The sequence below is a fragment of the Streptomyces sp. NPDC047081 genome, assembly GCF_040643775.1.
Taxonomy (GTDB): Bacteria; Actinomycetota; Actinomycetes; order Streptomycetales; family Streptomycetaceae; genus Streptomyces.
The window spans coordinates 40,660-63,424 of record NZ_JBEYUY010000031.1 but is presented as its reverse complement, the minus strand read 5'-3'; the positions used below and the strand labels follow the sequence as shown (position 1 = coordinate 63,424).

The window sequence follows — 22,765 nt, the reverse complement described above, 5'->3', positions numbered from 1 at the left end:
CAGAGGGGTCTGACCGGAAGGAAGGCCGGTCGGTTGGGAAGAGGGGTCTTACTTGTTGGCGCCGAGCTCGATCGGGACGCCGACGAGGCTGCCGTACTCGGTCCAGGAGCCGTCGTAGTTCTTGACGTTCTCGACACCGAGCAGCTCGTGCAGGACGAACCAGGTCAGGGCCGAGCGCTCACCGATGCGGCAGTAGGCGATCGTGTCCTTGGCGAGGTCCACCTGCTCCTCGGCGTAGAGCTCCTTGAGCTCCTCGTCCGACTTGAAGGTGCCGTCGTCGTTGGCGTTCTTCGACCACGGGATGTTGCGCGCGGACGGGACGTGACCCGGACGCTGCGACTGCTCCTGCGGCAGGTGCGCGGGGGCAAGCAGCTTGCCGGAGAACTCGTCGGGCGAGCGCACGTCGACCAGGTTGTGCGAGCCGATGGCCGCCACGACGTCGTCGCGGAAGGCGCGGATGGAGGTGTCCTGCGGCTTGGCCTCGTAGTTCGTGGCCGGACGCTCGGGAACCTCCTCCACCAGCTCGCGGGCGTCCAGCTCCCACTTCTTGCGGCCGCCGTCGAGAAGCTTGACGTTCTCGTGGCCGTAGAGCTTGAAGTACCAGTAGGCGTACGAGGCGAACCAGTTGTTGTTGCCGCCGTAGAGGATCACCAGGGTGTCGTTGGCGATGCCCTTCGACGAGAGGAGCTTCTCGAAGCCCTCCTGGTCGATGAAGTCACGGCGGACCGGGTCCTGCAGGTCCTTGGTCCAGTCGATGCGGATCGCGTTCTTGATGTGGTTCTTCTCGTAGGCGGTGGTGTCCTCGTCCACCTCCACGATCGCGATCTCGGGGTTGTCCAGGTTCTCCTGGACCCAGTCGGCGTCTACGAGGACGTCGCTGCGGCTCATGCTCTTTCTCCTCCGGGGCAGTTCGGGGCGCACGGATGCCCGTGACAGGGCAGCTGGGAATGCGGAGGTCGGTGCCGTCCGCTCAGAAGGCGCGACAGAGCATGGCGGCGACGCGGCACAGGTCTACTGCCCGCCGCTTCGTGAGAACCGCCTGTCCCCGTGGCCGGAGGACACTCGTCGAACTCTGCATGCGGTCGAGCTTAGGGACGGAAACGCGGGCATGTCACCGGTGTGTCGTATTGTGAGATGCGATCGTCCGGAATGTGGGATGAATCGACGGGGAGGGGCGCCCCCACGGGGCCCCGGCCCCATCCGGTCGCCGTCCCATCTCGGGTACGGACACGGCCGTCTCGCCTGTCGGACGTCGTCCTACCCCGCCAGCTTGACGTTCGAACCCTTCACCGCGATCTCCACACCATCCGCCGCGGCCTTCACCGAATCGAGCTCGATGCCACCGGGCAGCTGGTCGATGGCCTGCTGGAAGTCGGAGGCCTGGCGGAAACGGTCCTCGACGAGGCTGACCCCGGGGAGCTTGGGAAGGTTGTCGGCGTGCACCTGGACGGTGTTGTTCTTGACGGTGACCGCGCTGAGGACGTTCACCTTCTGGGTGCCGATGCCGGGGCCGGTGACGTCGAGGGTGACCTTGATCTTGCCGTTGCCGCCGTCGCCGAGGCCGACGACCTTGCCGGTGAAGCCGAGGCCGATGTCGACGGGCTCCGTCGCCGCGTTCTTGAGCAGCTCGTCGTAGGAGATCAGCGCGGTGCCCGTGGCGGTCTGCGCCGTGGCGGAGCTGTAGTCGCCGCTGAAGGTGACGTCCTTCATGTCGGCGTGCAGGTCGTCGATGCGGATGGTCTTGCCGGCGGTGCCGGTGTCGGCGTCGTAGTCCTTGATGTCGACCACGACGTCGTCCAGCTCACCGGAGGCGACCTGGGTGAGGAAGGGGAAGCCCTTGATCGAGACGTCCGGGGTGGTGTCCAGCCCCTCGGTGCTGCGCACCTTGTCCGCCGCCTCGTTCTCGGCGAAGTGCACGGCCACGCGGTCGGCGATCACGAACAGGCCGCCCAGGATCACGACGACGATCAGAAGTATTCGCAGGGCGCGCATGCGGTGTTCCCCCCGGAGCAGCGGTCGGCGGAGCGGCGTTTGGGTCGACGGACGGGTAGGCCGTCGACGGCGACACTAACCCCGGGGGCAAGGGGAGCCGGGAAATTGTCGATCATCTGTGACAGAGCTTGACCGGGCGCTGTCACATCGCCGCGATGATCACCGCGAGGTCACGTCACGCGCTGATCGCCCGGCCCAGCATGTACACGGCCGGTGCCGCCGCCGCCAGTGGCAGCGCCACGCCGGCCGTGAAGTGGACGAAGCGGGAGGGGTAGTCGTAGCTCGCGACCCGGTGGCCGATCAGCGCGCACACCCCCGCGCCCGCGCCGAGCAGCGCGCCCTTCGCGCCCAGGCCCGTCATCCCGCCGACCGCGATGCCCGCGCCCGCCGCCGCGAGGACGGAGACGACGACGGACGCCGGCGTGGGCAGCGGGAGGGCGCGGGCGAGCACGGCCACGGCGACCGCCGCCGCGCCTACCGACACCGCGTCCGCGGCCGCCGCGAGGTAGCCCGCCGCGACGATCGACAGCGCCGCCGAGGCGACCGTCGCCATCAGGCCGTACATCCGGGTGTCCGGATCGGCGTGCGAGCGCAGCTGGAGGACCAGGGAGAGCAGGACCCAGACGCCGAGGGTGCCGAGGATCGCCGCCGGGCCGTTCTCCCGCCCCGCCGCGAGCAGCACGACGTCCGCGACCAGCGCGCCCAGGAACGCCAGCGCGATGCCCTGCCGGGCCGGCCACATGCCGTTCAGCCGGAACCAGCCCGCCGCGGTGACGGCCTGGAGGACGACGAGCGGTACGAGGAGGGCGTACGAGCCGACCGCCGCCGTACCGGAGAGCAGCAGACCGAGCAGCGCCGTGAGCCCCGCGGGCTGCATCCCGGGCTCGATGATCGGCGAACGCCCTTCGAGTCGGGCCCGCTGGGCGTCGGTGATACGGGCGTTGCCGGAGAGGGTGGCGGGGCCGTAACCGGAGGCGTCAGGGGACGACTGCTCAGGCGCCGGAGCCGCCTGGACCGGCTGCGCCTGCTGCCACGCAGGGGCCTGATTCCCGTACTGCGCCTGGTCGTTGGGGGCCTGCGGCGGCAGGTATCCCGTCTCCGCCGTCGTGACCGGCGCCTGGTACTGCGTCTCCCAGGTCTGCCCCTGCCACTGCTGCGTGTACTGCTGCGCGGCATACGGGTCGTCGTACGCCTGCTGCCACTGGGGGTCGTAACCCTGCTGGTACGGCTGATCCGTCATCGTCACCCTCCTGCGAACGGCGGGAGCACCTCGACCGTGCCGCCGTCGGCCAGCCGTACCGTCTCATGTCCGCGGGTGCCCACGGGGTCACCGTCGATGAGGAAAGAGCATCGCTGCAGCACGCGCGCCAGTTCCCCGGGGTGTCGCTCGCGCACCGCGTCCAGCGCCTCGGCGAGGGTGGCCGCGTCGTACGGCTCCTCACCGACCCCGGCCGCGGCCTTCGCGGCGGCCCAGTAGCGCACCGTGACCTTTGGCATCCGCTTCCTCAATCAACGATCAACGACGAACAATCAATCGGCTGTGTACGGGGCCAGGCTAGCCCGCCGCTCCGACACTCCAGTCCCCGATCCGGCCGAGCAGCTCGTCGTCGGCCGCGTGTTCGGCGTGGCCCATCGGCTCCATCCACAGGTCGGCGTGGCCGCCGGACGCCTCGTGCAGGGACCTCGGGTGGTCCACCGGGAAGTAGCCGTCCCGGTCGCCGTGCACGATCAGGAGGGGGGTCGGCGCGATGTGCGGTACCGCCTCCACCGGGGACAGCGGGACCGGGTCCCACTCGCGGTGCGTGATCCTCGTACGGAAGCCGTAGCGGCCCACCAGTCGGCCCTCGGGGCGGGTTACCAGCCAGTGGAGCTTTCGCATAGGGGCCGTACCCCGGTAGTACCAGCGAGCCGGTGCACTGACCGAAACCACCGCGTCCGAGGACGCTTCCGTGCGCCCCTCCTGCCCCGACCGGTACAGAGCGGCGTGCCGCAGCACCACCGAGCCGCCCATGGAGAAGCCGACGGTGGCCACGCGCGTGTGCCCGAGCTCCCGGGCCCAGCGCACCGCGGCCGCCAGGTCGAGCACCTCCTTGTCGCCGACCGTGGACAGCCCGCCGGACGCTCCGTGCCCGCGGAAGGAGAACGAGACCACGGCCCCGTACTGCGCGAACGCGTCGACCACCCGGCGCACATGCGGCTTGTCCACGTCGCCGGTGAAGCCGTGCGCCACGACGAACGCCAGGTGTCCGGCAGGCTGCGCGGAGACGTCGTATACAGCTCTCGACGGGTCGTATACGGAATCGATCGTCACGCCGTCGTCCGTGTGTAGAAACGTCCGTAAAGGTGTACGTCTGCTCGTCTCGAAGTTCGGACGAACGGTGGATCGCGCCACATGACCTGCCGGAGTAGTGCTCATGTGGGCTATTCTGCTGGGCAGAGGACTCGGGCAGCGTAGCCCCCGGGTCCTTTTGTGCTTTCGGAAGCGTTGTATACGAAGCGGGAAACTCCAGGTGACCGCCGGTGTACGGGGCCTTCGGGATCGCAGAGCAGGTGATGCACCACACACGTCCTCGCAGGGACCGAGGAGGAACCAGACGTATGAGTTCTCTGCTGCTCCTGACCAATGCCCTCCAGCCGTCGACGGAGGTGCTGCCGGCCCTCGGCCTGCTGCTGCACAACGTGCGCGTGGCACCGGCGGAAGGCCCGGCTCTCGTCGACACCCCGGGTGCCGACGTCATCCTCATCGACGGCCGTCGTGACCTCCCGCAGGTCCGCAGCCTGTGCCAGCTGCTGCGCTCCACCGGACCGGGCTGTCCGCTCATCCTGGTCGTCACCGAGGGCGGCCTCGCGGCCGTCACCGCCGACTGGGGCATCGACGACGTGCTCCTCGACACCGCCGGTCCGGCCGAGGTCGAGGCCCGGCTGCGGCTGGCCATGGGCCGCCAGCAGATCGTCAACGACGACTCCCCGATGGAGATCCGCAACGGCGACCTGTCGGTCGACGAGGCGACGTACAGCGCGAAGCTGAAGGGCCGGGTCCTCGACCTCACCTTCAAGGAGTTCGAGCTCCTCAAGTACCTCGCCCAGCACCCGGGCCGCGTCTTCACCCGCGCCCAGCTGCTCCAGGAGGTCTGGGGCTACGACTACTTCGGCGGCACCCGCACGGTCGACGTGCACGTACGACGGCTGCGCGCCAAGCTCGGCCCCGAGCACGAGTCGCTGATCGGGACCGTCCGCAACGTCGGTTATCGATTCGTTACGCCCGAGAAGGCCGACCGCGTCTCCGACGAGGCGAAGGCCAAGGCCGACCGGGCAAAGGCGGAGGATGCGGACGAGACGGTCGCCCTGGACGCGGCCGAGGTACCGGCGGAGGCATAAGGAGCCCCCGGGCAGGGCATTGCTTCCGCACACGAGGTACCCGTGGAAGCTTCCGCTCGCCCTGCCCGGAGCGGGTATATCCGCGTAGACTCCGCGCGTGGCCAAGGTGACTCGGGATGATGTGGCGCGGCTGGCGGGGACTTCGACCGCCGTCGTCAGCTATGTCATCAACAACGGACCCCGGCCGGTCGCCCCGGCAACGCGCGAGCGTGTACTCGCCGCGATCAAGGAGCTGGGGTACCGGCCCGACCGGGTCGCCCAGGCGATGGCGTCCCGGCGCACGGATCTCATAGGCCTGATCATCCCGGACGCCCGCCAGCCGTTCTTCGGCGAGATGGCGCACGCGGTCGAACAGGCCGCGTCCGAGCGCGGCAAGATGGTCCTGGTCGGCAACACCGACTACGTCGCCGAGCGCGAGGTCCACTACCTGCGCGCCTTCCTGGGGATGCGGGTCTCCGGGCTCATCCTCGTCTCGCACGCCCTGAACGACCAGGCCGCCGCCGAGATAGAGGCCTGGGACGCCCGGGTGGTGCTGCTGCACGAGCGGCCCGAGGCCATCGACGACGTCGCCGTCGTCACGGACGACCTCGGCGGCGCCCAGCTCGCCGTCCGTCACCTCCTGGAGCACGGCTACGAGTACGTCGCCTGTATGGGCGGTACGGCCGAGACGCCCGCCGTCGGCGACCCCGTATCCGACCACGTCGAGGGCTGGCGGCGCGCGATGGAGGAGGCCGGGAAGCCGACCGAGGGGCGGCTGTTCGAGGCGCCGTACAACCGCTACGACGCGTACCGGATAGCGCTGGGGCTGCTCTCGGGGCCGCAGCGGCCGCCGGCGGTCTTCTGCTCCACCGACGACCAGGCGATCGGCGTCCTGCGCGCGGCGCGCGAGCTGCGGCTCGATGTGCCGGGCGAGCTGGCGGTGGCGGGCTTCGACGACATCAAGGAGGCGGCGCTCACGGATCCGCCGCTGACGACGGTCGCGTCGGACCGTAGCGCGATGGCTCGGGCGGCGGTGGATCTCGTACTTGATGACGGGCTGCGGGTGGCCGGCTCGCGCAGGGAGCGGCTGAAGACTTTCCCGTCGCGGTTGGTTGTTCGGCGTTCGTGCGGGTGTGAGTAGGCCGTACGCCGTCTGACGGTTGTGTGTGGCTGGTCGCGCCCCGCGGCGGAGCCGCAAATTGATGCAGCCCCGCGCCCCTTTGGGGCGCGTCTCCATGAGGGGTGTCTGAGAGGTCCCGCTCAGCCGCCAGTACTGGCTTTATATCGGGCATACGAGGTTCTGGCGGGCTTCTCAGCGGGCGCTCAGGAAGCTCTCATGGTCGGGCGACAAGCTCTGTGACATGACCGAGAGCTTCCGCCGCGACGGCGAGTACGAGCAGTACGAGAACCCTTACCAGGGCGCCCAGCAGCACTCCTCGCCCGTGAACCCGGAGTGGCCGCCGCCGCCGGCGTTCCAGCCCGCGCAGCAGCAGCCCGCGCAGCACCCGCAGCCCGTGGAGCCGGTCACCGTAGAGCCCGGCACCACGGTGTGGCCCGCCCAGTCCTCGCACGCCGCGGCGCCCGCCGGCTTCACCGCCGAGGGCAGCGGCGGCGACGGCAGCGGCGGCGGTACGGCCGTGCTGACCGCCGTAGCGGCCGAGCCCGCGCCCGGCGCCGCGCCGGCCGCGAAGAAGCGCGCCCGGGGTCCCTTCGCCCTGCTGGCCGCCGTCGCGATAGTCGCCGCGGCCGTCGGCGGCGGCACCGCCTACGCCTTCCAGGAGCTGACCGGCAACGACACCGTCGCCACCAGCTCCACGACCACCAGCGTGGTGCCGTCCAGCAAGAAGGGCGACGTCGCCACCATCGCCGCGGCCGTGAGCCCGAGCGTCGTCGAGATCAGCGCCACACTGAGCAACGGCTCGTCGACCGGCTCCGGCGTGATCATCACCAGCGGCGGCGAGATCATCACCAACAACCACGTCATCTCCGGCGCCACGTCGATCAAGGTGACGACCAGCACCGGGAAGTCGTACACCGCGAAGGTGGTCGGCACCGACAGCAAGAAGGACCTCGCCCTGATCAAGGTGGAGGGCGCCTCCGGCCTCACGGCGGCCACGCTCGGCGACTCCTCCGGCCTCCAGGTCGGCGACACGGTCGTCGCGGTCGGCTCCCCCGAGGGTCTGAGCGGCACGGTCACCAGCGGCATCGTCTCCGCCCTCAACCGTGACGTCACCGTCGCGACCGACGAGGGTCAGGACCAGAGCCAGCAGGGCCAGGGCGGCGACGGCCAGTGGCCGTTCTCCTTCGGCGGCCAGCAGTTCAACGGCGACACGGGTTCGTCGACGACGACCTACAAGGCGATCCAGACGGATGCCTCGTTGAACCCCGGCAACTCCGGCGGCGGACTGTTCGACGCCGCGGGCAATGTCATCGGCATCAACTCCGCGATGTACTCGGCCAGTTCGTCCTCGTCCGGCTCCTCCTCGGACGCCGGCAGCGTCGGCCTCGGCTTCGCCATCCCGATCAACACCGTCAAGTCCGACCTGGCCACGCTGCGGGCCGGCGGCACCGACAGCTGACCCACCGGCCCCACCGACCACACAGGGAGTACGTCATGATCAAGCAGGTTTCGCACACCGTCACCGGCACCGACCCGGCCGGCTTCGCGCTGGCCCTCGAAGTGGCGTACGAACTGCACGCGCCGGCGGCCCGGGCCCCCGAGGTCGCGCCCGCCCTCGCCGCCGGGCGCCGCGCGAGTGCGGCACGTGGCCGCCGCCGCACGGCAGCCGCCCGCGGCTGAGCCGCCTCCCCGCGCTCCGCCTTTACGCGCCCGCCGGGAAACATGCGAGGCTGAAAGCCGTCAGTAGTACCAGCCCCATGTCGTCCCACCGCACCCGAGGAATCCACGCCCATGAGCCCCGCCGATGGCGACCGTGAACCCCAGCGCATCCTGATCGTCGACGACGAGCCGGCCGTGCGCGAAGCACTTCAGCGCAGCCTCGCCTTCGAGGGGTACGACACCGAGGTCGCGGTCGATGGCGCCGACGCGCTGGAGAAGGCGACCGCCTACCACCCCGACCTGGTCGTCCTCGACATCCAGATGCCCCGCATGGACGGCCTGACGGCCGCGCGGCGCATGCGGGGTGCGGGCACGACGACGCCGATCCTGATGCTGACGGCGCGGGACACGGTCGGGGACCGGGTGACCGGGCTCGACGCGGGCGCCGACGACTACCTGGTCAAGCCCTTCGAGCTGGACGAACTGTTCGCCCGGGTCCGTGCGTTGCTGCGGCGCAGCTCCTACGCGGCGGCGGCCGTCGCGGGCGTCGAGGAGGACGAGGCACTGACCTTCGCGGACCTGCGCATGGACCTCGCGACGCGTGAGGTGACGCGGGACGGGCGGCCGGTGGAACTGACCCGCACGGAGTTCACGCTCCTGGAGATGTTCATGGCGCACCCGCGCCAGGTCCTCACGCGCGAGCAGATCCTGAAGGCGGTCTGGGGCTTCGACTTCGAGCCGTCCTCCAACTCCCTCGACGTGTACGTCATGTACCTCCGCCGCAAGACGGAGGCGGGCGGCGAGCCGCGCCTGGTGCACACGGTGCGGGGCGTCGGGTACGTGCTCCGCCAGGGCGGCGCGGAGTGAGGAAGGTCCTGCGCCGCTTCCAGACCCTGCCGATCCGCTCCCGCCTGGCGATGCTGGTGGCGGCGGCGGTGGCGTTCGCGGTGGCTGCGGTGTCGGTGACGTGCTGGTTCATCGTGCAGGGGAAGCTGTACGACCAGGTCGACAACGAGCTTCAGAAGGGCGCCCAGCGTCCTGTGAACGCCGCCCAGGCGGAAGCGCTCCTCCGCGTGTGTCCGCAGGAGGCGACGGAGCCCACGGACTCGAACTTCGGCGACCTGCGGGGGCGGGACAACAACTACACCGAGCTCGTCAAGGCGAACGGCAAGGCCTGCGTCTCGTCCGACTCCGCCGGGGCGGTGAAGACGACTTCCAGCGACAAGGACGTCATCAAGCGCGCCGCGACCGGCAAGGGCGTCTTCCGCAACGGCACGGACTCCGACGGTAACGACGTCCGCGTGCTGACCATCCCCTTGGTGGTCAGTCAGGGTCTGGGCTCCTCGCCCCAGCTGTACCCCGACACCGCTCTGCTCATGGCGATCCCGCTCAAGAACACCGAGAAGACCCTCAACGACCTCGCCCTGATCCTGCTCCTCGTCTCCGGCATCGGAGTCGTCGGCGCCGGTGCCGCCGGGCTCTTCGTCGCCCGTGCCGGTCTCCGCCCCGTCGACAAGCTCACCGAGGCCGTGGAGCACGTCGCCCGCACCGAAGACCTCGGCATCCGCATCCCCGTCGAGGACGACGCCGAGGACGAGATCGCGCGGCTCTCCCGGTCCTTCAACTCGATGACCTCCTCGCTCGCCAGCTCCCGCGAGCTCCAGCAGCAGCTCATCGCGGACGCAGGCCACGAGCTCCGCACCCCGCTCACCTCCCTCCGTACCAACATCGAACTCCTGACCCGCAGCGAGGAGACCGGCCGCCCCATCCCCCCGGCCGACCGCAAGGCACTGCTCGCCTCGGTGAAGGCCCAGATGACCGAACTGGCCTCCCTGATCGGCGACTTGCAGGAGCTGTCGCGTTCGGAGGGCCAGCGGGGCGAGCGCGTCCAGGTGGTCTCGCTCCAGGACACCGTCGAGGCGGCCCTGCGCCGGGCACGGCTCCGCGGGCCCGAGCTGACCATCACCGCCGACCTCCAGCCCTGGTACGTACGGGCGGAGCCCTCCGCGCTGGAGCGGGCGATCGTCAACATCCTGGACAACGCGGTGAAGTTCAGCCCGGAGGGCGGCACGATCGAGGTCCAGCTGGACCACGGCACCCTCACCGTCCGCGACCACGGCCCCGGCATCCCCGCCGACGAACTCCCCCACGTCTTCGACCGCTTCTGGCGCTCCCCCAGCGCCCGCGCCCTCCCCGGCTCGGGGCTGGGCCTGTCGATCGTGGCCCGCACGGTGGAACAGGCCGGCGGCGAGGTCACCCTGTCCCGCCCGACGGACGGGGGCACGATGGCGACCGTACGCCTGCCGGGGGCCCCGACCCCGCCGCCGGAGAGTCCGTAACCCCGCCGAACGGGTGAAACGGGGCATACCCGGGCAGCCGTTGGGGATGGTGATCTTGGCCAGCTCGCCTCATCACCTCCCCGGGACTCTCCACATGCGTCAACTCCTCGTCGCCACCGCCGCGTTCGCGGCACTTCTGCCGACCGCCGCGCCCGCCGCCGCCCACCCCGCCGCCGTACCGCCGGGGCAGGTGCACTTCTGGTCCGAGCCCGACCAGATGGGAGCGGGCGGCGCTTGGGCGTACTCACCGCCCGGTTACCGCGAGGCCGATGCGCGGGTGAAGCGGCACGCGTACTCCTTCGACTCGCACGCCGGCGTCAGCGTCTACGCGATCAGCTACCAGAGCGGCGGCACCTGCCTCTACCGGGAGATCCGGCCGGACGACTACGACAACAACTGGACGGCCTGGGCGACGAAGTTCGACGGCGTCAGCGATACGACCATGGGGTGCGAGCGGGGCTGACCCGCCGATGCTCCTCGCGCGCGCCCTCGCGCTGCTGACCGCTGGGCTCCTTCTCACCGCCTGTGCCGGCACCAGCCCGTCGTCCCCTCCGGCCCGGCCCTCCCCCGACGACCTCATCAAGGCCGCCACCCAGCTCCTCACCGAGGACTGCCTCACCCGTCAGGGGATCACCCCGCCGCGCCCGGGACAGGGGCCGGCCTCCCAAACCGCGCAACAGCGGGTCGCCGACGCGCTGTTCGGGGCCGGGCCCGCCGAGCTGTCCCTCACCCTGCCCACCGGGTACGTCGTCCGCGCCCACACCGACGGCTGTCTCGCCGCCGCCAACCAGCGGCTCTACGGCGACCAGCGGCGCTGGTTCCACGCGTCGGTCATCGTCAACAACCTGCGCCCCGAGGCCGACCGGGCTCACCTCACCCTCGACCGGGTCCGCGCCCGGCACCGCGCCGAACTCGCCGACTACCGGCGGCTGCGCGCCCACGCCGTACGCGAGGCCACCGCCCTCCTCAACCACACCGATCAGCCATCGACAGGAAGCACCCGACCGTGAAGCGTCTCACCGCCCTGCTCACCGCCACCCTCCTCTCCACCGGCGCCGTGCTCGCCACCTCCGCCGCCGCGCAGGCCGTCCCCTGCGGCAGCGGCAACTTCTGCGTCTGGACGGACGCGAACTTCACCGGGCTGAAGATCGAGCACAGCGGCGACGACCACTGGTGGGAGGGGGACATGGCCTGGCACGACTCGTCCTGGGCGAACCACGGCATCTCGGGCCCGGGCGTGAAGGACCACGTGCAGGTCTACTCCGCCCGCGAGCTGCTGGGCCACGTCACCCTCTGTCTGGCCCCGGGCCAGGAGGTCGGCTACAACGCCGCCGCCAACGACCAGGGCGCCTCCCACACCTGGACGATGGGCTGCTGAGAAACCCCGGACACCCCGGCAACCTTTCCGTGCGCGGTGACCACCCCTGACCGGTCCCTGTCACCCGCACGGAATGGACGTACCCCCCATGGCCCAGCACAGACGGCGTCGTACCGCCCTCGCGATCGCCATCCCCGTCGCCCTGACGGCCGCCTCGGCCGCCGTCTACGGACTGCTGCCGGGCTCGCAGTCCAAGGCCTCCGCCGCGACCGCGCCCGCCTGGGCCACCGCCACCGCCGACGGCTTCGCCTCCGTCAACGCCCTTGGGCAGAACGGGACTTACGGGGGGCGCGACGGGAAGACCGTGACGGTGAAGACGCTCGCCGATCTCGAGAAGTACGCCACCGCCGCCGAGCCGTACGTCATCGTCGTCGCCGCCACGATCAACATGGATCCCGTCGGGAAAGAGATCAAGGTCCAGAGCGACAAGACGATCGTGGGGTCCGGGACCTCCGGGCAGATCGTCGCCGGCGGGTTCTTCCTCGGCCAGGGCGTCCACAACGTGATCATTCGGAACCTCACCATCCGGGACGCGTACCAGGGCGTCTGGAACGACAAGGAGCACGACTACGACGGCATCCAGATGGACGGCGCCCACCACGTCTGGATCGACCACAACGACATCCGGCACATGGCCGACGGGCTCATCGACAGCCGCAAGGACACGACGTACCTGACCGTCTCCTGGAACAAGCTCAGCCAGGAGAACAAGGCCTTCGGCATCGGCTGGACCGACAACGTGACCTCGGACATCACCATCCACCACAACTGGATCCGCGAGACCGAGCAGCGCAACCCGTCCACCGACAACGTCGCCCACGCCCACCTGTACAACAACTACCTGGAGGACGTCGCCGGGACCGACATCACGTCCTCCTACGGCAACTACTCCCGCGGCAAGACCAACATGCTGCTGGAGAACTCCTACTTCCAGGGCATCAACAACCCTGTGATCAGGGACAGTACGGCCACGCTCGTACAGAAGGGGAACGTCTTCTCCGGGACGAGTGGGAGGAACGAGAGCGGGGGCAGCGGGGCCGCCTGGGATCCCAAGAGCTATTACCCGTACACCCTCGACAAGGCCGCCGATGTGCCGACCCTTCTCAAGTCCGGTGCCGGGCCCCGTACTTCCATCGGTACGACCGCCACGACCACCTCCGCCTCCGCCACCACCCTCACCGTCGCCCAGGACGGGTCGGGGCAGTACAGGACGGTGCAGGCCGCCGTGGACGCCGTGCCCGCCGACAACCCCTCCCGGGTGGTCATTTCGGTCAAGCCGGGAACGTACCGCGAGGTCGTCAAGGTCCCGGCGAACAAGCCGCACGTCACCATCCAGGGTGCGGGCGGCAGCCGTAAGGACACGGTGATCGTCTACGACAACGCGGCGGGGACGAAGAAGGCCGACGGGTCGACCTACGGCACGCCCGGCAGCGCCACGGTCTCCGTGCTGTCCGACGACTCCCAGCTGCGCAACCTGACCGTCACCAACGACTTCGACGAGGCAGCGCACCAGGACATCGCCAACCAGGCGGTGGCGCTGCTGACGCAGGCGGACCGGATCTTCCTCGACGGGATCATCGTCAACGGCGACCAGGACACGCTGGAGATGGAGACCGCGGCCGCGGACAAGCTCGGCCGGGTGTACATCGCCAACTCCTACATCACCGGCAACGTCGACTTCGTCTTCGGGCGGGCCACGGCCGTCGTGGACAAGTCCGTCATCACGCTGAAGAAGCGCTGGAACGGTACGTCGGCCGGCTATGTCACCGCCCCGTCGACCGCCGCGAACCGCAAGGGCATCCTGATCAACAGGTCGACGGTCAACGGGGATGTCTCCGCGGCCTCCTTCTACCTCGGGCGCAACTGGCACCCCGGCGGCAGCACGACGGTCGACCCGCAGACCACGGTCCGCAACTCCACCCTGAGCGCCGCGATCAAGTCCACCCCCTGGTCGGACATGGGCGGCTTCTCCTGGAAGGACGACCGGTTCGCCGAGTACAAGAACACCGGGGCGGGTTCGGGCGCGGCGAGCGGCGACCGGCCGCAGCTGACCGACGCCCAGGCCGCGGACCAGGAGGTCGCCGACTGGCTGGGCGACTGGACACCGTCCGCGTCCTGACCCTCACAGCTCCCCGCCCTACCATCGCCTCGGACAAGAGGGGGAGGGCACATGGGCGGGGACGCCGGCGGGATAGAGCGGGTGTACCGAAGACGGCGCGGGCTGCCGTGGCTGCAGTTCGGTCTGCTGGGGGTGATCTGTGCCAACGCCTTCTTCCAGGCCGTCAACTTCGAGGATCCGAACGCCCGTCTCGACGGGCCGCCCGCATGGCTGCCGTTGACGGCCGGGCTGCTTGTGACGGCCACCATCGCCCGGGTCGGTCTGGAGCAGCTGCGGGCGCACACCCGGGTCACGGCCGCGGGCATCACCGTCCAGGGGCGCCTGCGGTCGCGCTCCTGGGCCTGGCACGAGGTGTACGACATCCGGGTCGAGCCCGCCCCGCGCGGCAACGGCCGGCTGGGCCCCGGGTGGCTCACCTACCTCTACGACAACGAGGGCCGCCGCCACCTGCTCTGGCACCTCGACGACCGGCAGCTGACCGACCCGTACGCCGAGGTCTCGGAGCTGTGCCTATCCGCGGCCCCGTATCGCAGTCTGATCTGGGAGCCGCGTCCCGCGGTCGAGGAGCGGATCCGGCGGGGGGTCGCGCGGCGCAGAGGCTGGACCTGGGCCTTGTACATCTCCCTCGCCGTGCTGCTCGCGATGTTCGTGGTCGACTTCTGGACGATCGTCGACGGGCGACCGGACCACCCCTTCCTCCTCCTCGTCTGTGTCCCCCTGGCCTCCTTCGCCCTGCTCGGCACCCTGCTGAGCCGCTTCTGGCAGCCACGCGGTGGGTATCCCCCAGCTCAGCCATAAGCCGTTGCCAGGTCCGGCACAGCGCACCGTCACACCGTGTTGAGATGGCGCGGAAGACAACTGTTCTACTGGCCGACGACGACGAGGCCGTGCGGGAGGGGATCGGGCGGCTGCTCCGGTTCGAGGGGTACGACACCCTGCTCGCCGGGGACGGGCGTACCGCCCTCGACCTGCTCGGGGTGGCCGAGGAGGCGCCCGATCTCGTGCTGATGGACGTCACCATGCCCGGCCTCGACGGGCTGGCCGCCACCCGGCGCATCCGGGCCTCCGGGTCCACCGTGCCGATCCTGATGATCACCGGGCGCGATGCCGTGGGGGACCGGATCGTCGCCCTCGACAACGGCGCCGACGGGTATCTCATGAAGCCGTTCGCCGCCGAGGAACTCCTCGCGCGGGTACGGGCGTTGCTGCGCCGCGTGCCCCGGCAGCCCGCGGAGGCCGTCCCCGATCACCGGCTCCGCTTCCAGGACCTCGCCCTGGACCCGCGCACCCGCACCGTCACCCGCGCCGACCACGCCCTCGACCTCACCAGGACCGAGTACTCCCTGCTGGAGTACCTGCTGCGGCACGCGGGCAAGGTGCTCAGCCGCGGCCAGATCCTCAAGGACGTGTGGGGCTTCGACTTCGAGCCGACCTCCAACACCCTGGACGTGTACGTCATGTACCTGCGGCGCAAGACGGAGAGCCGCGGCGAACCGCGGCTCATCCAGACCGTGCGGGGACTCGGCTACACCCTCAGGGCTACCACCTGAGGATCATCGTCTCGTCCACCGCCGGCGGTGCGTCCGCCACCGCGTCCGGCAGCGGCTCGGCGAGCGCCGCGTAGGCGCCCTGCCGGGCGAGCAGTTCCTTGTGCGTGCCCGACTCGACCAGGCGTCCGCGGTGCACGACCAGGATCCGGTCCGCGTCCGGCGCGAGGCTCAGATCGTGCGTGATCATGATCGTCGTACGGCCTGCCATGAGCTTCCGCAGTGGCGCGACTACTTGGCGGGCGGCCACCGCGTCGAGCCCGGCGGTCGGCTCGTCGAGGACGAGGACCGGTGCGGCGCGCAGCATCGCGCGGGCGATGGCGACCCGCTGGAGCTGGCCGCCGGACAGCGCGGCCGTGCCGGGCGCGATGTGGGTGTCGTAACCCTCGGGAAGTGCGGTGATGAAGTTGTGCGCCGCCGCCTCCTGTGCCGCCCGCTCGATCTCCTCGTCGCTCGCGCCGGGGCGGCCGCAGGCGATGTTCTCGCGGATGGTGCCGTTGAGGATGAGGGTCTCCTGCGGGAGCAGCGCGACGTTCTCGCGCAGGAACTCCAGTGACACGTCGGTGAGCGGGACGCCGTCCAGGGTGATGGTGCCCTGCGCGGGGTCGTAGAAGCGGGTGAGGAGCTTGGAGAGGGTGGACTTGCCGGCGCCGCTGGAGCCGGTGACGATCACCAGCTCGCCGGGGCTCGCGGTGAAGCTCACGTCGCGCAGGGAGGCGCGGCGCGACTCCGGGTAGCGGAAGGAGACGTCGTGGAAGGCGACCCAGCCGCGCACGGGCCAGGCGGCGACCGGTTCGGCGGGGTCGGTCACGGCCGGCTCGGAGTCCAGGATGTCGTTGAGGCGCTGGGCGCCCGCGGTGGCCGCGGTGAGGGTGAGGCCGAGCTGGCCGAGGCTGCGGACCGGCGGGTAGAGGTAGCCGATGAACGCGGCGAACGCGAGCAGCTGGCCGAGGCTCATCCGGCCGGCGGAGATCTCCCACACCCCGAGGCCGATCACCGCGAGCACGCACAGCGTCTCGACGACCTCGACGAACTGCTCGTACATCTCGCTGAGCCGTGCGCCGCGGACGGACGCCTTCATCCACGCGCGTGCCTCGCGGTCGAGCCGCTTCTCCTCGTCCGCGCGGCGGTTGTACGCCTGGGTCAGCACGATGTTGCCGAGCGACTCCTCGACCACGGAGGTGATCGCGCCGTCGGCGACCCGCTCGTCCTGCGAGGCCGTGCGGATACGGCCGGAGAAGCGGCGGGCGGCCAGGAGGAAGAGGGGGGCCAGGACGAAGGTCGCGAGGGCCAGGTCCCAGCGGAGATAGAGGGCGGCGGCGGAGTAGAAGACCGCCGAGAAGGCGGCGGAGACGGTGCCGACCACGCCGGAGACGACCATCTGCTCGATGGCCTCGACGTCACCGGTCAGCCGCTCCACCAGGTCGCCCTGGCGGTGCTTCTGGAAGAAGTGCGGGGGCAGGTCCTGGACGTGCCGGAAGACCTTCGCCCGCAGCCGCAGGACGAATCTCTCCGCGGTCCAGGTGGCGAGCGAGTTGCCGAAGTAGCCGACGAGCGCGCCGAGCGCGGCCACGCCCAGCCAGGCGCCGGCCGGGCCCCAGAACGCGGTGATCGAACCGGCCTCCAGGGCGTTGTCGGTCAGCTGCGCGAACAGCAGGATCGAGGCGGTCTCGGCGAGCGCGGAGACCACCACGCAGGCGACGATCGCCGCCAGCCACTTGCGGTCACCGCGGGTCAGCGGCCAGAACCGGCGGAAGGCCTCACGGACCTCTCTCATGATCAACTCCCTTCGGGGGCACGGTGGGTACGGCATGGCCGAGGCGGGGCCACCGGGCGCGAGCGCGCTAACCGGTGGCCCCGCCTCACGGGACGGCTCAGCCCTGGTGGCCGACGGGGCGGCGCTTCGGGGCCTTCTTCGGCGCGGGCTTGGGGGCGCGCTTCGCGGCCGGCGCGGCCTTCTTGCAGTCGTTCTTCTTGACCGGGGCGATCTTCTTGAAGCTCATGTCTGTGTCCCTCGCTACTGTTCTGCAACAGTCCTTCTACCGATCTGCTGCAATTGCCTGTGATTTACGTGGGTAAATTCTGCGTCAGTGCTTGTGCTCGACCGGGCGCCGCTTCGGAGCCGGCTTCTTCGGCGCGGGCTTCTTGGGCGCGGGAGCGGGCTTGCGGGACTTCTTGACGGGCACGATCTTGTGGAAGCTCATGATGTTTCCCTCCCTGTTTTCTTTACGATCTTCTTGACGGGTGACTTACTTGTGGCCGACCGGGCGACGCTTCGGGGCCGGAGCCGGGACCGCCTTCTTGACCGGCTTCTTCTTCGGGGCCGGGGCGGGCTTGTGGGCCTTCTTGACCGGGGCGATCTTGTGGAAGCTCATCGTGCTCTCCTTCGTTTCGGTGTCGTCCGCGCCGTTCGCTTTCGACATGGAAAACATTACGGCATTTCCGAAGCCGAAAAAGCCAAATCGCCTTAGACGTCAATAAGGATCGATGTGAGTCGCCTCTGAATTTAAACTGCTACACGAACCCCGGAACTGAAACCGCGCTCACACAGAATTTACGGGGGAAAAGGGAACGGCCGCCGGTCCGTGACCGGCGGCCGTCTGCGGGCGGGGAGGGGCGTCACGTCTCCGTGCGGTACATCAGGTCCGTCTCGTACGTGGTGAAGCCGAGCCGCTCGTACACCGAGACCGCCGCCTTGTTGTCGGCGTCGACGTACAGCATCGCCGTCGGCAGCCCCTGCGCCTCAAGGTGCCGCAGCCCGATCGTGGTGAGCGCCTTGCCCAGCCCCCCGCCCTGCACACCGGGCCGCACGCCCAGGACGTACACCTCCCCCAGCCGCTCCGCCGCGTGCACCTTCGTCCAGTGGAAGCCGACGAGTTCCTCGCCGCGGAAGGCGAGGAAGAAGCCGGCCGGGTCGAACCAGGGCTCGGCCTTGCGGGCGTCGAGGTCCCGCTGGGTCAGCGAGCCCTGCTCGGGATGGTGGGCGAAGGCCGCCGCGTTCACCGCGAGCCAGGCCGCGTCGTCCTGCCCGGGCACGAAGGTCCGCACGGTCACGTCCAGCGGCAGCACCGGCTCGGACAGGTTCAGCCCCTCCAACGGCCGCCGCATCTGCCGCAGTTCACGGAAGAGGGTCAGCCCGAGGACCTGGGCGAGGTGCCGGGCGGCGGAGTGGCCGCCGTGCGCCCACACCCGCAGCCGCTTGCCGGACGCGGCGAGCAGGGCCGAGCCCAGCGCCCGCCCGTGCCCGTGCCCGCGGTGCGCGGGGTGCACGACCAGCTCGGCGGCCGGCGCCTCCACGGGATCGGTGTCCTCCAGCTGCGCGTAGCCGACGAGTTCCTCGCCGACCGTGAGCAGCAGATGGGAGACGCCCTCCCGTTCCCCGCCGCGCAGTTGCAGCCGGCCCTGCTCGGACACCGCCTGTTGGCCGTCGTTCTTCATGGCCTCCGCCAGCAGGGCGAGCACGGCCTCGGTCTGCCCGGGGGAGAGCGCGGAGTGGGTCTCGATGGAGCGGGTCCGGCCCGCGCTTGCGGTGTCGTCGCTGGTCATGCGTACGAGGGTAAAGGCGCCGGCCGACAAAGTGGGGGCGGGCGACGAACCGAACGTAAAGGCAAAGCGGAGGGCAAAGGGAAACCAGGATGTAACCAAGAACCCCCTGTCGCGCTACGCGCGTTGACCCTAGGCTGCCGCCGGACGGGGCCATGACACTCAGCAGACCCAGAGGGGGCTGCCGACCCACAGGGGGGCGTATGCCAGCCACCACCCAGCCGTATCCGCGCCGCAGACGGACCTACCGACTGCTGGCCGCGGCCGCCACGCTCGCCACCGCCGGTGCCCTCGCGGCCGCGCTGCCGGCGGACGCGCACGAGACGAAGGGCGGCGGCCATCTCCCGAGCCGCTACCAGGACGTGCAGCTGCTGTCCTTCAACGACCTGCACGGGAACCTCGAACCCCCGTCGGGTTCGTCGGGCCGGGTCACCGAACTGCAGGCGGACGGTACGACGAAGACGATCGACGCCGGTGGTGTCGAGTACCTCGCGACGCATCTGCGCGAGGCCCGCAAGGGCAAGGCGTACTCCATCACCGCGGCGGGCGGCGACATGGTCGGCGCCTCCCCGCTGATCTCGGGTCTCTTCCACGACGAGCCCACCATCGAGGCGCTCAACAAGCTGGACCTGGACGTCACGAGCGTGGGCAACCACGAGTTCGACGAGGGCGCGAAGGAGCTGGCCCGGCTGCAGAACGGCGGCTGCCACCCCACCGCCGGCTGCTACACGGACGAGGAGTTCGAGGGCGCGAACTTCCCGTACCTGGCGGCGAACGTCCTCGACGAGAAGACGAACAAGCCGATCCTCAAGCCGTACTGGGTCTGGAAGAAGAAGGACGTCAAGGTCGGCTTCATCGGCGTGACGCTGGAGGACACCCCGGGTGTGGTGTCCGCGGAGGGCGTCAAGGGCCTGAAGTTCAAGGACGAGGTCGAGACGATCAACAAGTACGCGCGCGTGCTCCAGGCGCAGGGCGTGAAGTCGATCGTGGCCCTCATCCACGAGGGCGGGCTGCCGGCCTCCGGCTCCTACAACTACGACTGCGACTCCGGGAGCGCGGGCAGCGGCATCTCCGGCCCGATCGTGGACATCGCGAAGAACATCTCGCCGTCGGTCGACGCGCTGGTCACCGGCCACACGCACGCGGCGTACGTCTGCACGATCCCGGACCCGGCGGGCAAGCCGCGCATGGTCACGTCGGCCGCTTCCTTCGGCCGCCTCTACACGGACACGACCCTGACGTACGACCGTTGGACGGGTGACATCGCCCGTACGTCGGTGAAGTCGGCGAACCACGTGGTGACCCGGACCGTCGCCAAGGCGCCGGACCTGACCGAGCTGATCGCCAAGTGGAACACCCTGGCGGCCCCGGTCGGCAACCGCGCGATCGGCTACATCTCGGCGGACGTCGCCAGCACCGGCACGGAGTCGCCGATGGGCGACCTCATCGCCGACGCGCAACTGGCGTACGGCAGGAAGCTGGACGCGGAGACCGACCTCGCGCTGATGAACCCGGGCGGGGTACGGGCGGGTCTGACCTACGCGGCGAAGGGCAGCGAGGGCGACGGCGTGGTCACCTACGCCGAGGGCTTCACGGTCCAGCCGTTCTCCAACACGGTGAACCTCCAGGACTTCACCGGCGCCCAACTCATCCAGGTCCTGAAGGAGCAGGTCAGCGGCACGAACGCAGCCTCCCCGAAGATCCTCCAGCCGTCGGCGAACCTGACGTACACGCTGGACCTCACGAAGTCGGGCGCGGACCGAGTGGTCACCGACTCCGTCAAGCTGAACGGCACGGCGATCGACCCGGCCGCCACCTACCGCGTCGCGACGAACAGCTTCCTCGCGGGCGGCGGCGACGGCTTCACGACGCTCGGCCAGGGCACGAACGACCTGGTCGGCGGCGACGACCTGGCCGCGCTGGTGGAGTACCTGACGGCCAACTCGACGGCGAGCAGCCCGCTGGCACCACCGGTGGCGAACCGGATCACGGTCGTGCAGTAGCGGCAGGCACATCGGAACCACGAGAGCCTGTGACCGGGGATGCGGTCACAGGCTCTCGTGCGTTCGCTGGCATGTCAGCCAGGACGAGGGGCAGGCGCTGCCGTGATCGCCTCGGTTCTCATCCGAGACTGTTCGTCGCCGCCTTGTACTCGGCGGCCTGCTCTGGGGTGAGGTAGTGCGACACCCTCACGAGCACGGTCCCGTGGACCGCACCACCCCGCTCGACGGCGCCCTTCTCGGTTCCGCTGACGTCGCCGGCCTTGATCCGGCTGTCGGTGAACGTCACCTTCGACGTGTACTGGCCGGGCCGACCCAACAGGTGGTTCGGGTCGTTCGCGGCGGCGACGAGCAGAGAGATGGTGATGCGGCGCATGGCTGTTCTCCGAGGTTCAAAAGCGGCAGGGCCGGTGGCGTGAGTGTTCACATCCAGGGGGCGGGTCCGGTGCGGGTCGCCCATCCCGCAAGCGCGCCGAGGTCGAAGAGCCGGATCCCGAGGCGAACGCCGTAGTCGGCGGCCGGACGTGTGAACACGGAGGTCGTGACGATCGCGGCCACCTGCGCGCCGTGCACGCTGTAGCAGGTGCCACCGAACCGTTGGAGATCCGGACTGCCGACCTTCGTGGTGGGTCCGTACCGCTTGCACTGGATCACGATGCGGCGTCCGTCCGGGGAAACGGCGACGACGTCCGCGCCGAGGTCGCCGGCGCCACCCACGACCTGGACTTGGTGACATCCGTCGCGCCGGCACAGGTAGGCGATGGCGTGCTCGAACTCGCGCGGGTCCATGGCGTGGTAACGGGCGATCTCCATGGATTGCATGGCGCGTACGCGCTTGAACTCGGAGGTGCGCCGAGCCTGGTCCCTGCCGATTGCGACGCCAACGCCAGTGAAGGCCAGCAGCATCAAGAAGGCGATGCCGCCGTGCCCGTTGGCCGCCACCCCCAGGACCAGGAACGCGGGGAGACCGATAGCGGCGACAACACCGCAGCCGGCCCACCCCGACGATCCCGATTGTGCTGCGCGGCGTACGGACGCCCCCATGGGTTTTCCCCCCGAGATAGTGCTGACGAGTGCGCTGGCTACGCGCCGCCGCTGAGGGTGGCCGCGGCCTGTCGACGCTGCCGCTCACGTAGGAAGAAGCTCCATTCCCTCATCCCGCCTGAGTCGTGACGTCGGTGATGTCCACGGACACCTTGGTACCCGCCGAAACAGTGCTGATCAGAGACTGCGAGTAGTTCAGGCTCGTCTGGTCCGACAGCTCGGCCGTCTCGATGACCGGACCGGACTCATCGCCGTGGATCTCATAGGTGATCTCGTACACCGCGCTGGGGTCGATGCTGTTGCTGTCGCCCAGGTACGTCAGGTCCGGCTCGACCGTCAGATTGCAGCCGGCCGACCCGAAGCACTGGCGCTTCTTCGTCTTCAGCTCGATCTCGAAGCTCTCGGCGGTGACCTCGTCATACGACGGCGACGGGGACGGTTCCGACGCGGCATCGATCGCGGGCGCGCTCGACGACGCAGCCGCGGCAGCCTTGCCACCGCCGTCGTCTCTGGACTGCACGACCACGATCCCGGTGCCGATGACCGCGGCGATGACGGCGGCTGCCGAGCCGATGATGACGAGGTTCGTACGTGTTTTCTTCGGTGCCGATTCCGGTGCGGGCGGCAGGTAGTCAGGCATGGGTGGTGGCGTGCCGTCAGTCATGGT

General features: G+C 69.9%; 26 protein-coding genes. 13 read left to right on the top strand and 13 right to left on the bottom strand.

Going from position 1 to position 22,765, the window contains the following annotated elements; all coding sequences use genetic code 11:
* Window positions 1-48: 48 nt before the first annotated feature.
* The 6 genes from ABZ848_RS40345 to ABZ848_RS40320 all read right to left on the bottom strand — a co-directional run bounded on the left by ABZ848_RS40345 (window position 49) and on the right by ABZ848_RS40320 (window position 4,408).
* The gene (locus tag ABZ848_RS40345) at window positions 49-888 is read right to left on the bottom strand and encodes a sulfurtransferase (protein WP_360840128.1); all 840 of its coding nucleotides are present in this window, start codon (window positions 886-888) and stop codon (window positions 49-51) included.
* Window positions 889-970: 82 nt separating this feature from the next.
* Complete coding sequence (locus tag ABZ848_RS40340) at window positions 971-1,078, bottom strand: putative leader peptide (protein ID WP_360840127.1); 108 nt, start codon at window positions 1,076-1,078, stop codon at window positions 971-973.
* A gap of 179 nt (window positions 1,079-1,257) precedes the next feature.
* The gene (locus tag ABZ848_RS40335) at window positions 1,258-1,992 is read right to left on the bottom strand and encodes a DUF2993 domain-containing protein (protein WP_360840125.1); all 735 of its coding nucleotides are present in this window, start codon (window positions 1,990-1,992) and stop codon (window positions 1,258-1,260) included.
* A gap of 175 nt (window positions 1,993-2,167) precedes the next feature.
* On the bottom strand, window positions 2,168-3,232 hold the full coding sequence (locus tag ABZ848_RS40330; protein WP_360840123.1) for a hypothetical protein: 1,065 nt from the start codon (window positions 3,230-3,232) through the stop codon (window positions 2,168-2,170).
* Between the two features lie 2 nt (window positions 3,233-3,234).
* Window positions 3,235-3,489: a MoaD/ThiS family protein gene (locus ABZ848_RS40325; RefSeq protein WP_360840122.1), complete on the bottom strand. Its 255-nt coding sequence runs from the start codon at window positions 3,487-3,489 to the stop codon at window positions 3,235-3,237.
* A gap of 58 nt (window positions 3,490-3,547) precedes the next feature.
* On the bottom strand, window positions 3,548-4,408 hold the full coding sequence (locus ABZ848_RS40320; RefSeq protein WP_360840121.1) for an alpha/beta fold hydrolase: 861 nt from the start codon (window positions 4,406-4,408) through the stop codon (window positions 3,548-3,550).
* A 182-nt stretch (window positions 4,409-4,590) separates the two neighbouring features.
* Between ABZ848_RS40320 and ABZ848_RS40315 the strand changes: the two genes are divergently transcribed.
* The 12 genes from ABZ848_RS40315 to ABZ848_RS40260 all read left to right on the top strand — a co-directional run bounded on the left by ABZ848_RS40315 (window position 4,591) and on the right by ABZ848_RS40260 (window position 15,514).
* Window positions 4,591-5,370 (top strand): response regulator transcription factor, encoded by a 780-nt coding sequence (locus tag ABZ848_RS40315; RefSeq protein ID WP_242765204.1) that lies wholly within the window; start codon window positions 4,591-4,593, stop codon window positions 5,368-5,370.
* A gap of 97 nt (window positions 5,371-5,467) precedes the next feature.
* A complete protein-coding gene (locus ABZ848_RS40310; protein WP_360840118.1) occupies window positions 5,468-6,490 on the top strand; it encodes a LacI family DNA-binding transcriptional regulator in 1,023 nt (340 codons plus the stop codon).
* A 220-nt stretch (window positions 6,491-6,710) separates the two neighbouring features.
* Complete coding sequence (locus ABZ848_RS40305; protein WP_360840117.1) at window positions 6,711-7,928, top strand: trypsin-like peptidase domain-containing protein; 1,218 nt, start codon at window positions 6,711-6,713, stop codon at window positions 7,926-7,928.
* A gap of 35 nt (window positions 7,929-7,963) precedes the next feature.
* On the top strand, window positions 7,964-8,149 hold the full coding sequence (locus ABZ848_RS40300; RefSeq protein WP_360840116.1) for a hypothetical protein: 186 nt from the start codon (window positions 7,964-7,966) through the stop codon (window positions 8,147-8,149).
* A 111-nt stretch (window positions 8,150-8,260) separates the two neighbouring features.
* Window positions 8,261-8,995 carry a response regulator transcription factor gene (locus ABZ848_RS40295; protein WP_360840114.1) on the top strand — a complete coding sequence of 245 codons (735 nt, stop codon included), beginning with the start codon at window positions 8,261-8,263 and terminating at the stop codon, window positions 8,993-8,995.
* A complete protein-coding gene (locus tag ABZ848_RS40290) occupies window positions 8,992-10,467 on the top strand; it encodes a HAMP domain-containing sensor histidine kinase (RefSeq protein WP_360840113.1) in 1,476 nt (491 codons plus the stop codon). Before ABZ848_RS40295 ends, ABZ848_RS40290 begins: the two co-directional genes overlap by 4 nt.
* Window positions 10,468-10,561: 94 nt before the next feature.
* Window positions 10,562-10,930, top strand: coding sequence for a hypothetical protein (locus ABZ848_RS40285; protein ID WP_360840112.1), 369 nt, complete (start codon window positions 10,562-10,564; stop codon window positions 10,928-10,930).
* A 7-nt stretch (window positions 10,931-10,937) separates the two neighbouring features.
* Window positions 10,938-11,477 (top strand): hypothetical protein, encoded by a 540-nt coding sequence (locus ABZ848_RS40280; RefSeq protein ID WP_360840110.1) that lies wholly within the window; start codon window positions 10,938-10,940, stop codon window positions 11,475-11,477.
* Window positions 11,474-11,845: a peptidase inhibitor family I36 protein gene (locus tag ABZ848_RS40275; protein WP_360840109.1), complete on the top strand. Its 372-nt coding sequence runs from the start codon at window positions 11,474-11,476 to the stop codon at window positions 11,843-11,845. The genes ABZ848_RS40280 and ABZ848_RS40275 overlap by 4 nt, the downstream gene beginning before the upstream one ends.
* 73 nt (window positions 11,846-11,918) lie before the next feature.
* A complete protein-coding gene (locus ABZ848_RS40270; protein ID WP_360840108.1) occupies window positions 11,919-13,964 on the top strand; it encodes a pectinesterase family protein in 2,046 nt (681 codons plus the stop codon).
* Window positions 13,965-14,015: 51 nt separating this feature from the next.
* On the top strand, window positions 14,016-14,762 hold the full coding sequence (locus ABZ848_RS40265) for a PH domain-containing protein (protein ID WP_360840106.1): 747 nt from the start codon (window positions 14,016-14,018) through the stop codon (window positions 14,760-14,762).
* 44 nt (window positions 14,763-14,806) lie between these two features.
* Complete coding sequence (locus ABZ848_RS40260) at window positions 14,807-15,514, top strand: response regulator transcription factor (RefSeq protein ID WP_360840104.1); 708 nt, start codon at window positions 14,807-14,809, stop codon at window positions 15,512-15,514.
* On the opposite strand, the gene ABZ848_RS40255 is transcribed toward ABZ848_RS40260, so the two are convergent.
* From ABZ848_RS40255 to mshD, 4 genes are all read right to left on the bottom strand, one after another.
* Entirely contained in the window at window positions 15,504-17,288 is a 1,785-nt protein-coding gene (locus ABZ848_RS40255) for an ABC transporter ATP-binding protein (RefSeq protein ID WP_360840102.1), read from the bottom strand. The genes ABZ848_RS40260 and ABZ848_RS40255 overlap by 11 nt on opposite strands.
* A 97-nt stretch (window positions 17,289-17,385) precedes the next feature.
* Window positions 17,386-17,514, bottom strand: coding sequence for a hypothetical protein (locus tag ABZ848_RS40250; RefSeq protein ID WP_360840100.1), 129 nt, complete (start codon window positions 17,512-17,514; stop codon window positions 17,386-17,388).
* A 246-nt stretch (window positions 17,515-17,760) separates the two neighbouring features.
* Window positions 17,761-17,886 carry a hypothetical protein gene (locus tag ABZ848_RS40245; protein ID WP_360840098.1) on the bottom strand — a complete coding sequence of 42 codons (126 nt, stop codon included), beginning with the start codon at window positions 17,884-17,886 and terminating at the stop codon, window positions 17,761-17,763.
* 244 nt (window positions 17,887-18,130) lie between these two features.
* Entirely contained in the window at window positions 18,131-19,057 is a 927-nt protein-coding gene (mshD, locus tag ABZ848_RS40240) for a mycothiol synthase (protein ID WP_360840096.1), read from the bottom strand.
* A 200-nt stretch (window positions 19,058-19,257) separates the two neighbouring features.
* On the opposite strand from mshD, the gene ABZ848_RS40235 reads away from it, so the two are divergent.
* On the top strand, window positions 19,258-21,057 hold the full coding sequence (locus ABZ848_RS40235; RefSeq protein ID WP_360840095.1) for a bifunctional metallophosphatase/5'-nucleotidase: 1,800 nt from the start codon (window positions 19,258-19,260) through the stop codon (window positions 21,055-21,057).
* A 118-nt stretch (window positions 21,058-21,175) separates the two neighbouring features.
* Here ABZ848_RS40235 and ABZ848_RS40230 read toward each other — a convergent pair whose 3' ends face one another.
* The 3 genes from ABZ848_RS40230 to ABZ848_RS40220 all read right to left on the bottom strand — a co-directional run bounded on the left by ABZ848_RS40230 (window position 21,176) and on the right by ABZ848_RS40220 (window position 22,738).
* Window positions 21,176-21,430 (bottom strand): hypothetical protein, encoded by a 255-nt coding sequence (locus ABZ848_RS40230; protein WP_360840093.1) that lies wholly within the window; start codon window positions 21,428-21,430, stop codon window positions 21,176-21,178.
* A gap of 47 nt (window positions 21,431-21,477) precedes the next feature.
* Window positions 21,478-22,098: a restriction endonuclease gene (locus ABZ848_RS40225; RefSeq protein WP_360840091.1), complete on the bottom strand. Its 621-nt coding sequence runs from the start codon at window positions 22,096-22,098 to the stop codon at window positions 21,478-21,480.
* 109 nt (window positions 22,099-22,207) lie between these two features.
* Entirely contained in the window at window positions 22,208-22,738 is a 531-nt protein-coding gene (locus ABZ848_RS40220) for a hypothetical protein (RefSeq protein ID WP_360840090.1), read from the bottom strand.
* Window positions 22,739-22,765 lie beyond the last annotated feature (27 nt).

What these genes read in the sequence shown, in the direction of transcription:
- ABZ848_RS40345 (WP_360840128.1), bottom strand. Translation starts at nt 888, where the DNA reads ATGAGCCGCAGCGACGTCCTCGTAGACGCCGACTGGGTCCAGGAGAAC.
- ABZ848_RS40260 (WP_360840104.1), top strand. Translation starts at nt 14,807, where the DNA reads ATGGCGCGGAAGACAACTGTTCTACTGGCCGACGACGACGAGGCCGTG.
- ABZ848_RS40265 (WP_360840106.1), top strand. Translation starts at nt 14,016, where the DNA reads ATGGGCGGGGACGCCGGCGGGATAGAGCGGGTGTACCGAAGACGGCGC.
- ABZ848_RS40250 (WP_360840100.1), bottom strand. Translation starts at nt 17,514, where the DNA reads ATGAGCTTCAAGAAGATCGCCCCGGTCAAGAAGAACGACTGCAAGAAG.
- ABZ848_RS40245 (WP_360840098.1), bottom strand. Translation starts at nt 17,886, where the DNA reads ATGAGCTTCCACAAGATCGCCCCGGTCAAGAAGGCCCACAAGCCCGCC.
- ABZ848_RS40280 (WP_360840110.1), top strand. Translation starts at nt 10,938, where the DNA reads ATGCTCCTCGCGCGCGCCCTCGCGCTGCTGACCGCTGGGCTCCTTCTC.
- ABZ848_RS40315 (WP_242765204.1), top strand. Translation starts at nt 4,591, where the DNA reads ATGAGTTCTCTGCTGCTCCTGACCAATGCCCTCCAGCCGTCGACGGAG.
- mshD (WP_360840096.1), bottom strand. Translation starts at nt 19,057, where the DNA reads ATGACCAGCGACGACACCGCAAGCGCGGGCCGGACCCGCTCCATCGAG.
- ABZ848_RS40285 (WP_360840112.1), top strand. Translation starts at nt 10,562, where the DNA reads ATGCGTCAACTCCTCGTCGCCACCGCCGCGTTCGCGGCACTTCTGCCG.
- ABZ848_RS40295 (WP_360840114.1), top strand. Translation starts at nt 8,261, where the DNA reads ATGAGCCCCGCCGATGGCGACCGTGAACCCCAGCGCATCCTGATCGTC.
- ABZ848_RS40270 (WP_360840108.1), top strand. Translation starts at nt 11,919, where the DNA reads ATGGACGTACCCCCCATGGCCCAGCACAGACGGCGTCGTACCGCCCTC.
- ABZ848_RS40305 (WP_360840117.1), top strand. Translation starts at nt 6,711, where the DNA reads ATGACCGAGAGCTTCCGCCGCGACGGCGAGTACGAGCAGTACGAGAAC.
- ABZ848_RS40320 (WP_360840121.1), bottom strand. Translation starts at nt 4,408, where the DNA reads ATGAGCACTACTCCGGCAGGTCATGTGGCGCGATCCACCGTTCGTCCG.
- ABZ848_RS40300 (WP_360840116.1), top strand. Translation starts at nt 7,964, where the DNA reads ATGATCAAGCAGGTTTCGCACACCGTCACCGGCACCGACCCGGCCGGC.
- ABZ848_RS40325 (WP_360840122.1), bottom strand. Translation starts at nt 3,489, where the DNA reads ATGCCAAAGGTCACGGTGCGCTACTGGGCCGCCGCGAAGGCCGCGGCC.
- ABZ848_RS40255 (WP_360840102.1), bottom strand. Translation starts at nt 17,288, where the DNA reads ATGAGAGAGGTCCGTGAGGCCTTCCGCCGGTTCTGGCCGCTGACCCGC.
- ABZ848_RS40340 (WP_360840127.1), bottom strand. Translation starts at nt 1,078, where the DNA reads ATGCAGAGTTCGACGAGTGTCCTCCGGCCACGGGGACAGGCGGTTCTC.
- ABZ848_RS40330 (WP_360840123.1), bottom strand. Translation starts at nt 3,232, where the DNA reads ATGACGGATCAGCCGTACCAGCAGGGTTACGACCCCCAGTGGCAGCAG.
- ABZ848_RS40230 (WP_360840093.1), bottom strand. Translation starts at nt 21,430, where the DNA reads ATGCGCCGCATCACCATCTCTCTGCTCGTCGCCGCCGCGAACGACCCG.
- ABZ848_RS40335 (WP_360840125.1), bottom strand. Translation starts at nt 1,992, where the DNA reads ATGCGCGCCCTGCGAATACTTCTGATCGTCGTCGTGATCCTGGGCGGC.
- ABZ848_RS40235 (WP_360840095.1), top strand. Translation starts at nt 19,258, where the DNA reads ATGCCAGCCACCACCCAGCCGTATCCGCGCCGCAGACGGACCTACCGA.
- ABZ848_RS40220 (WP_360840090.1), bottom strand. Translation starts at nt 22,738, where the DNA reads ATGCCTGACTACCTGCCGCCCGCACCGGAATCGGCACCGAAGAAAACA.
- ABZ848_RS40225 (WP_360840091.1), bottom strand. Translation starts at nt 22,098, where the DNA reads ATGGGGGCGTCCGTACGCCGCGCAGCACAATCGGGATCGTCGGGGTGG.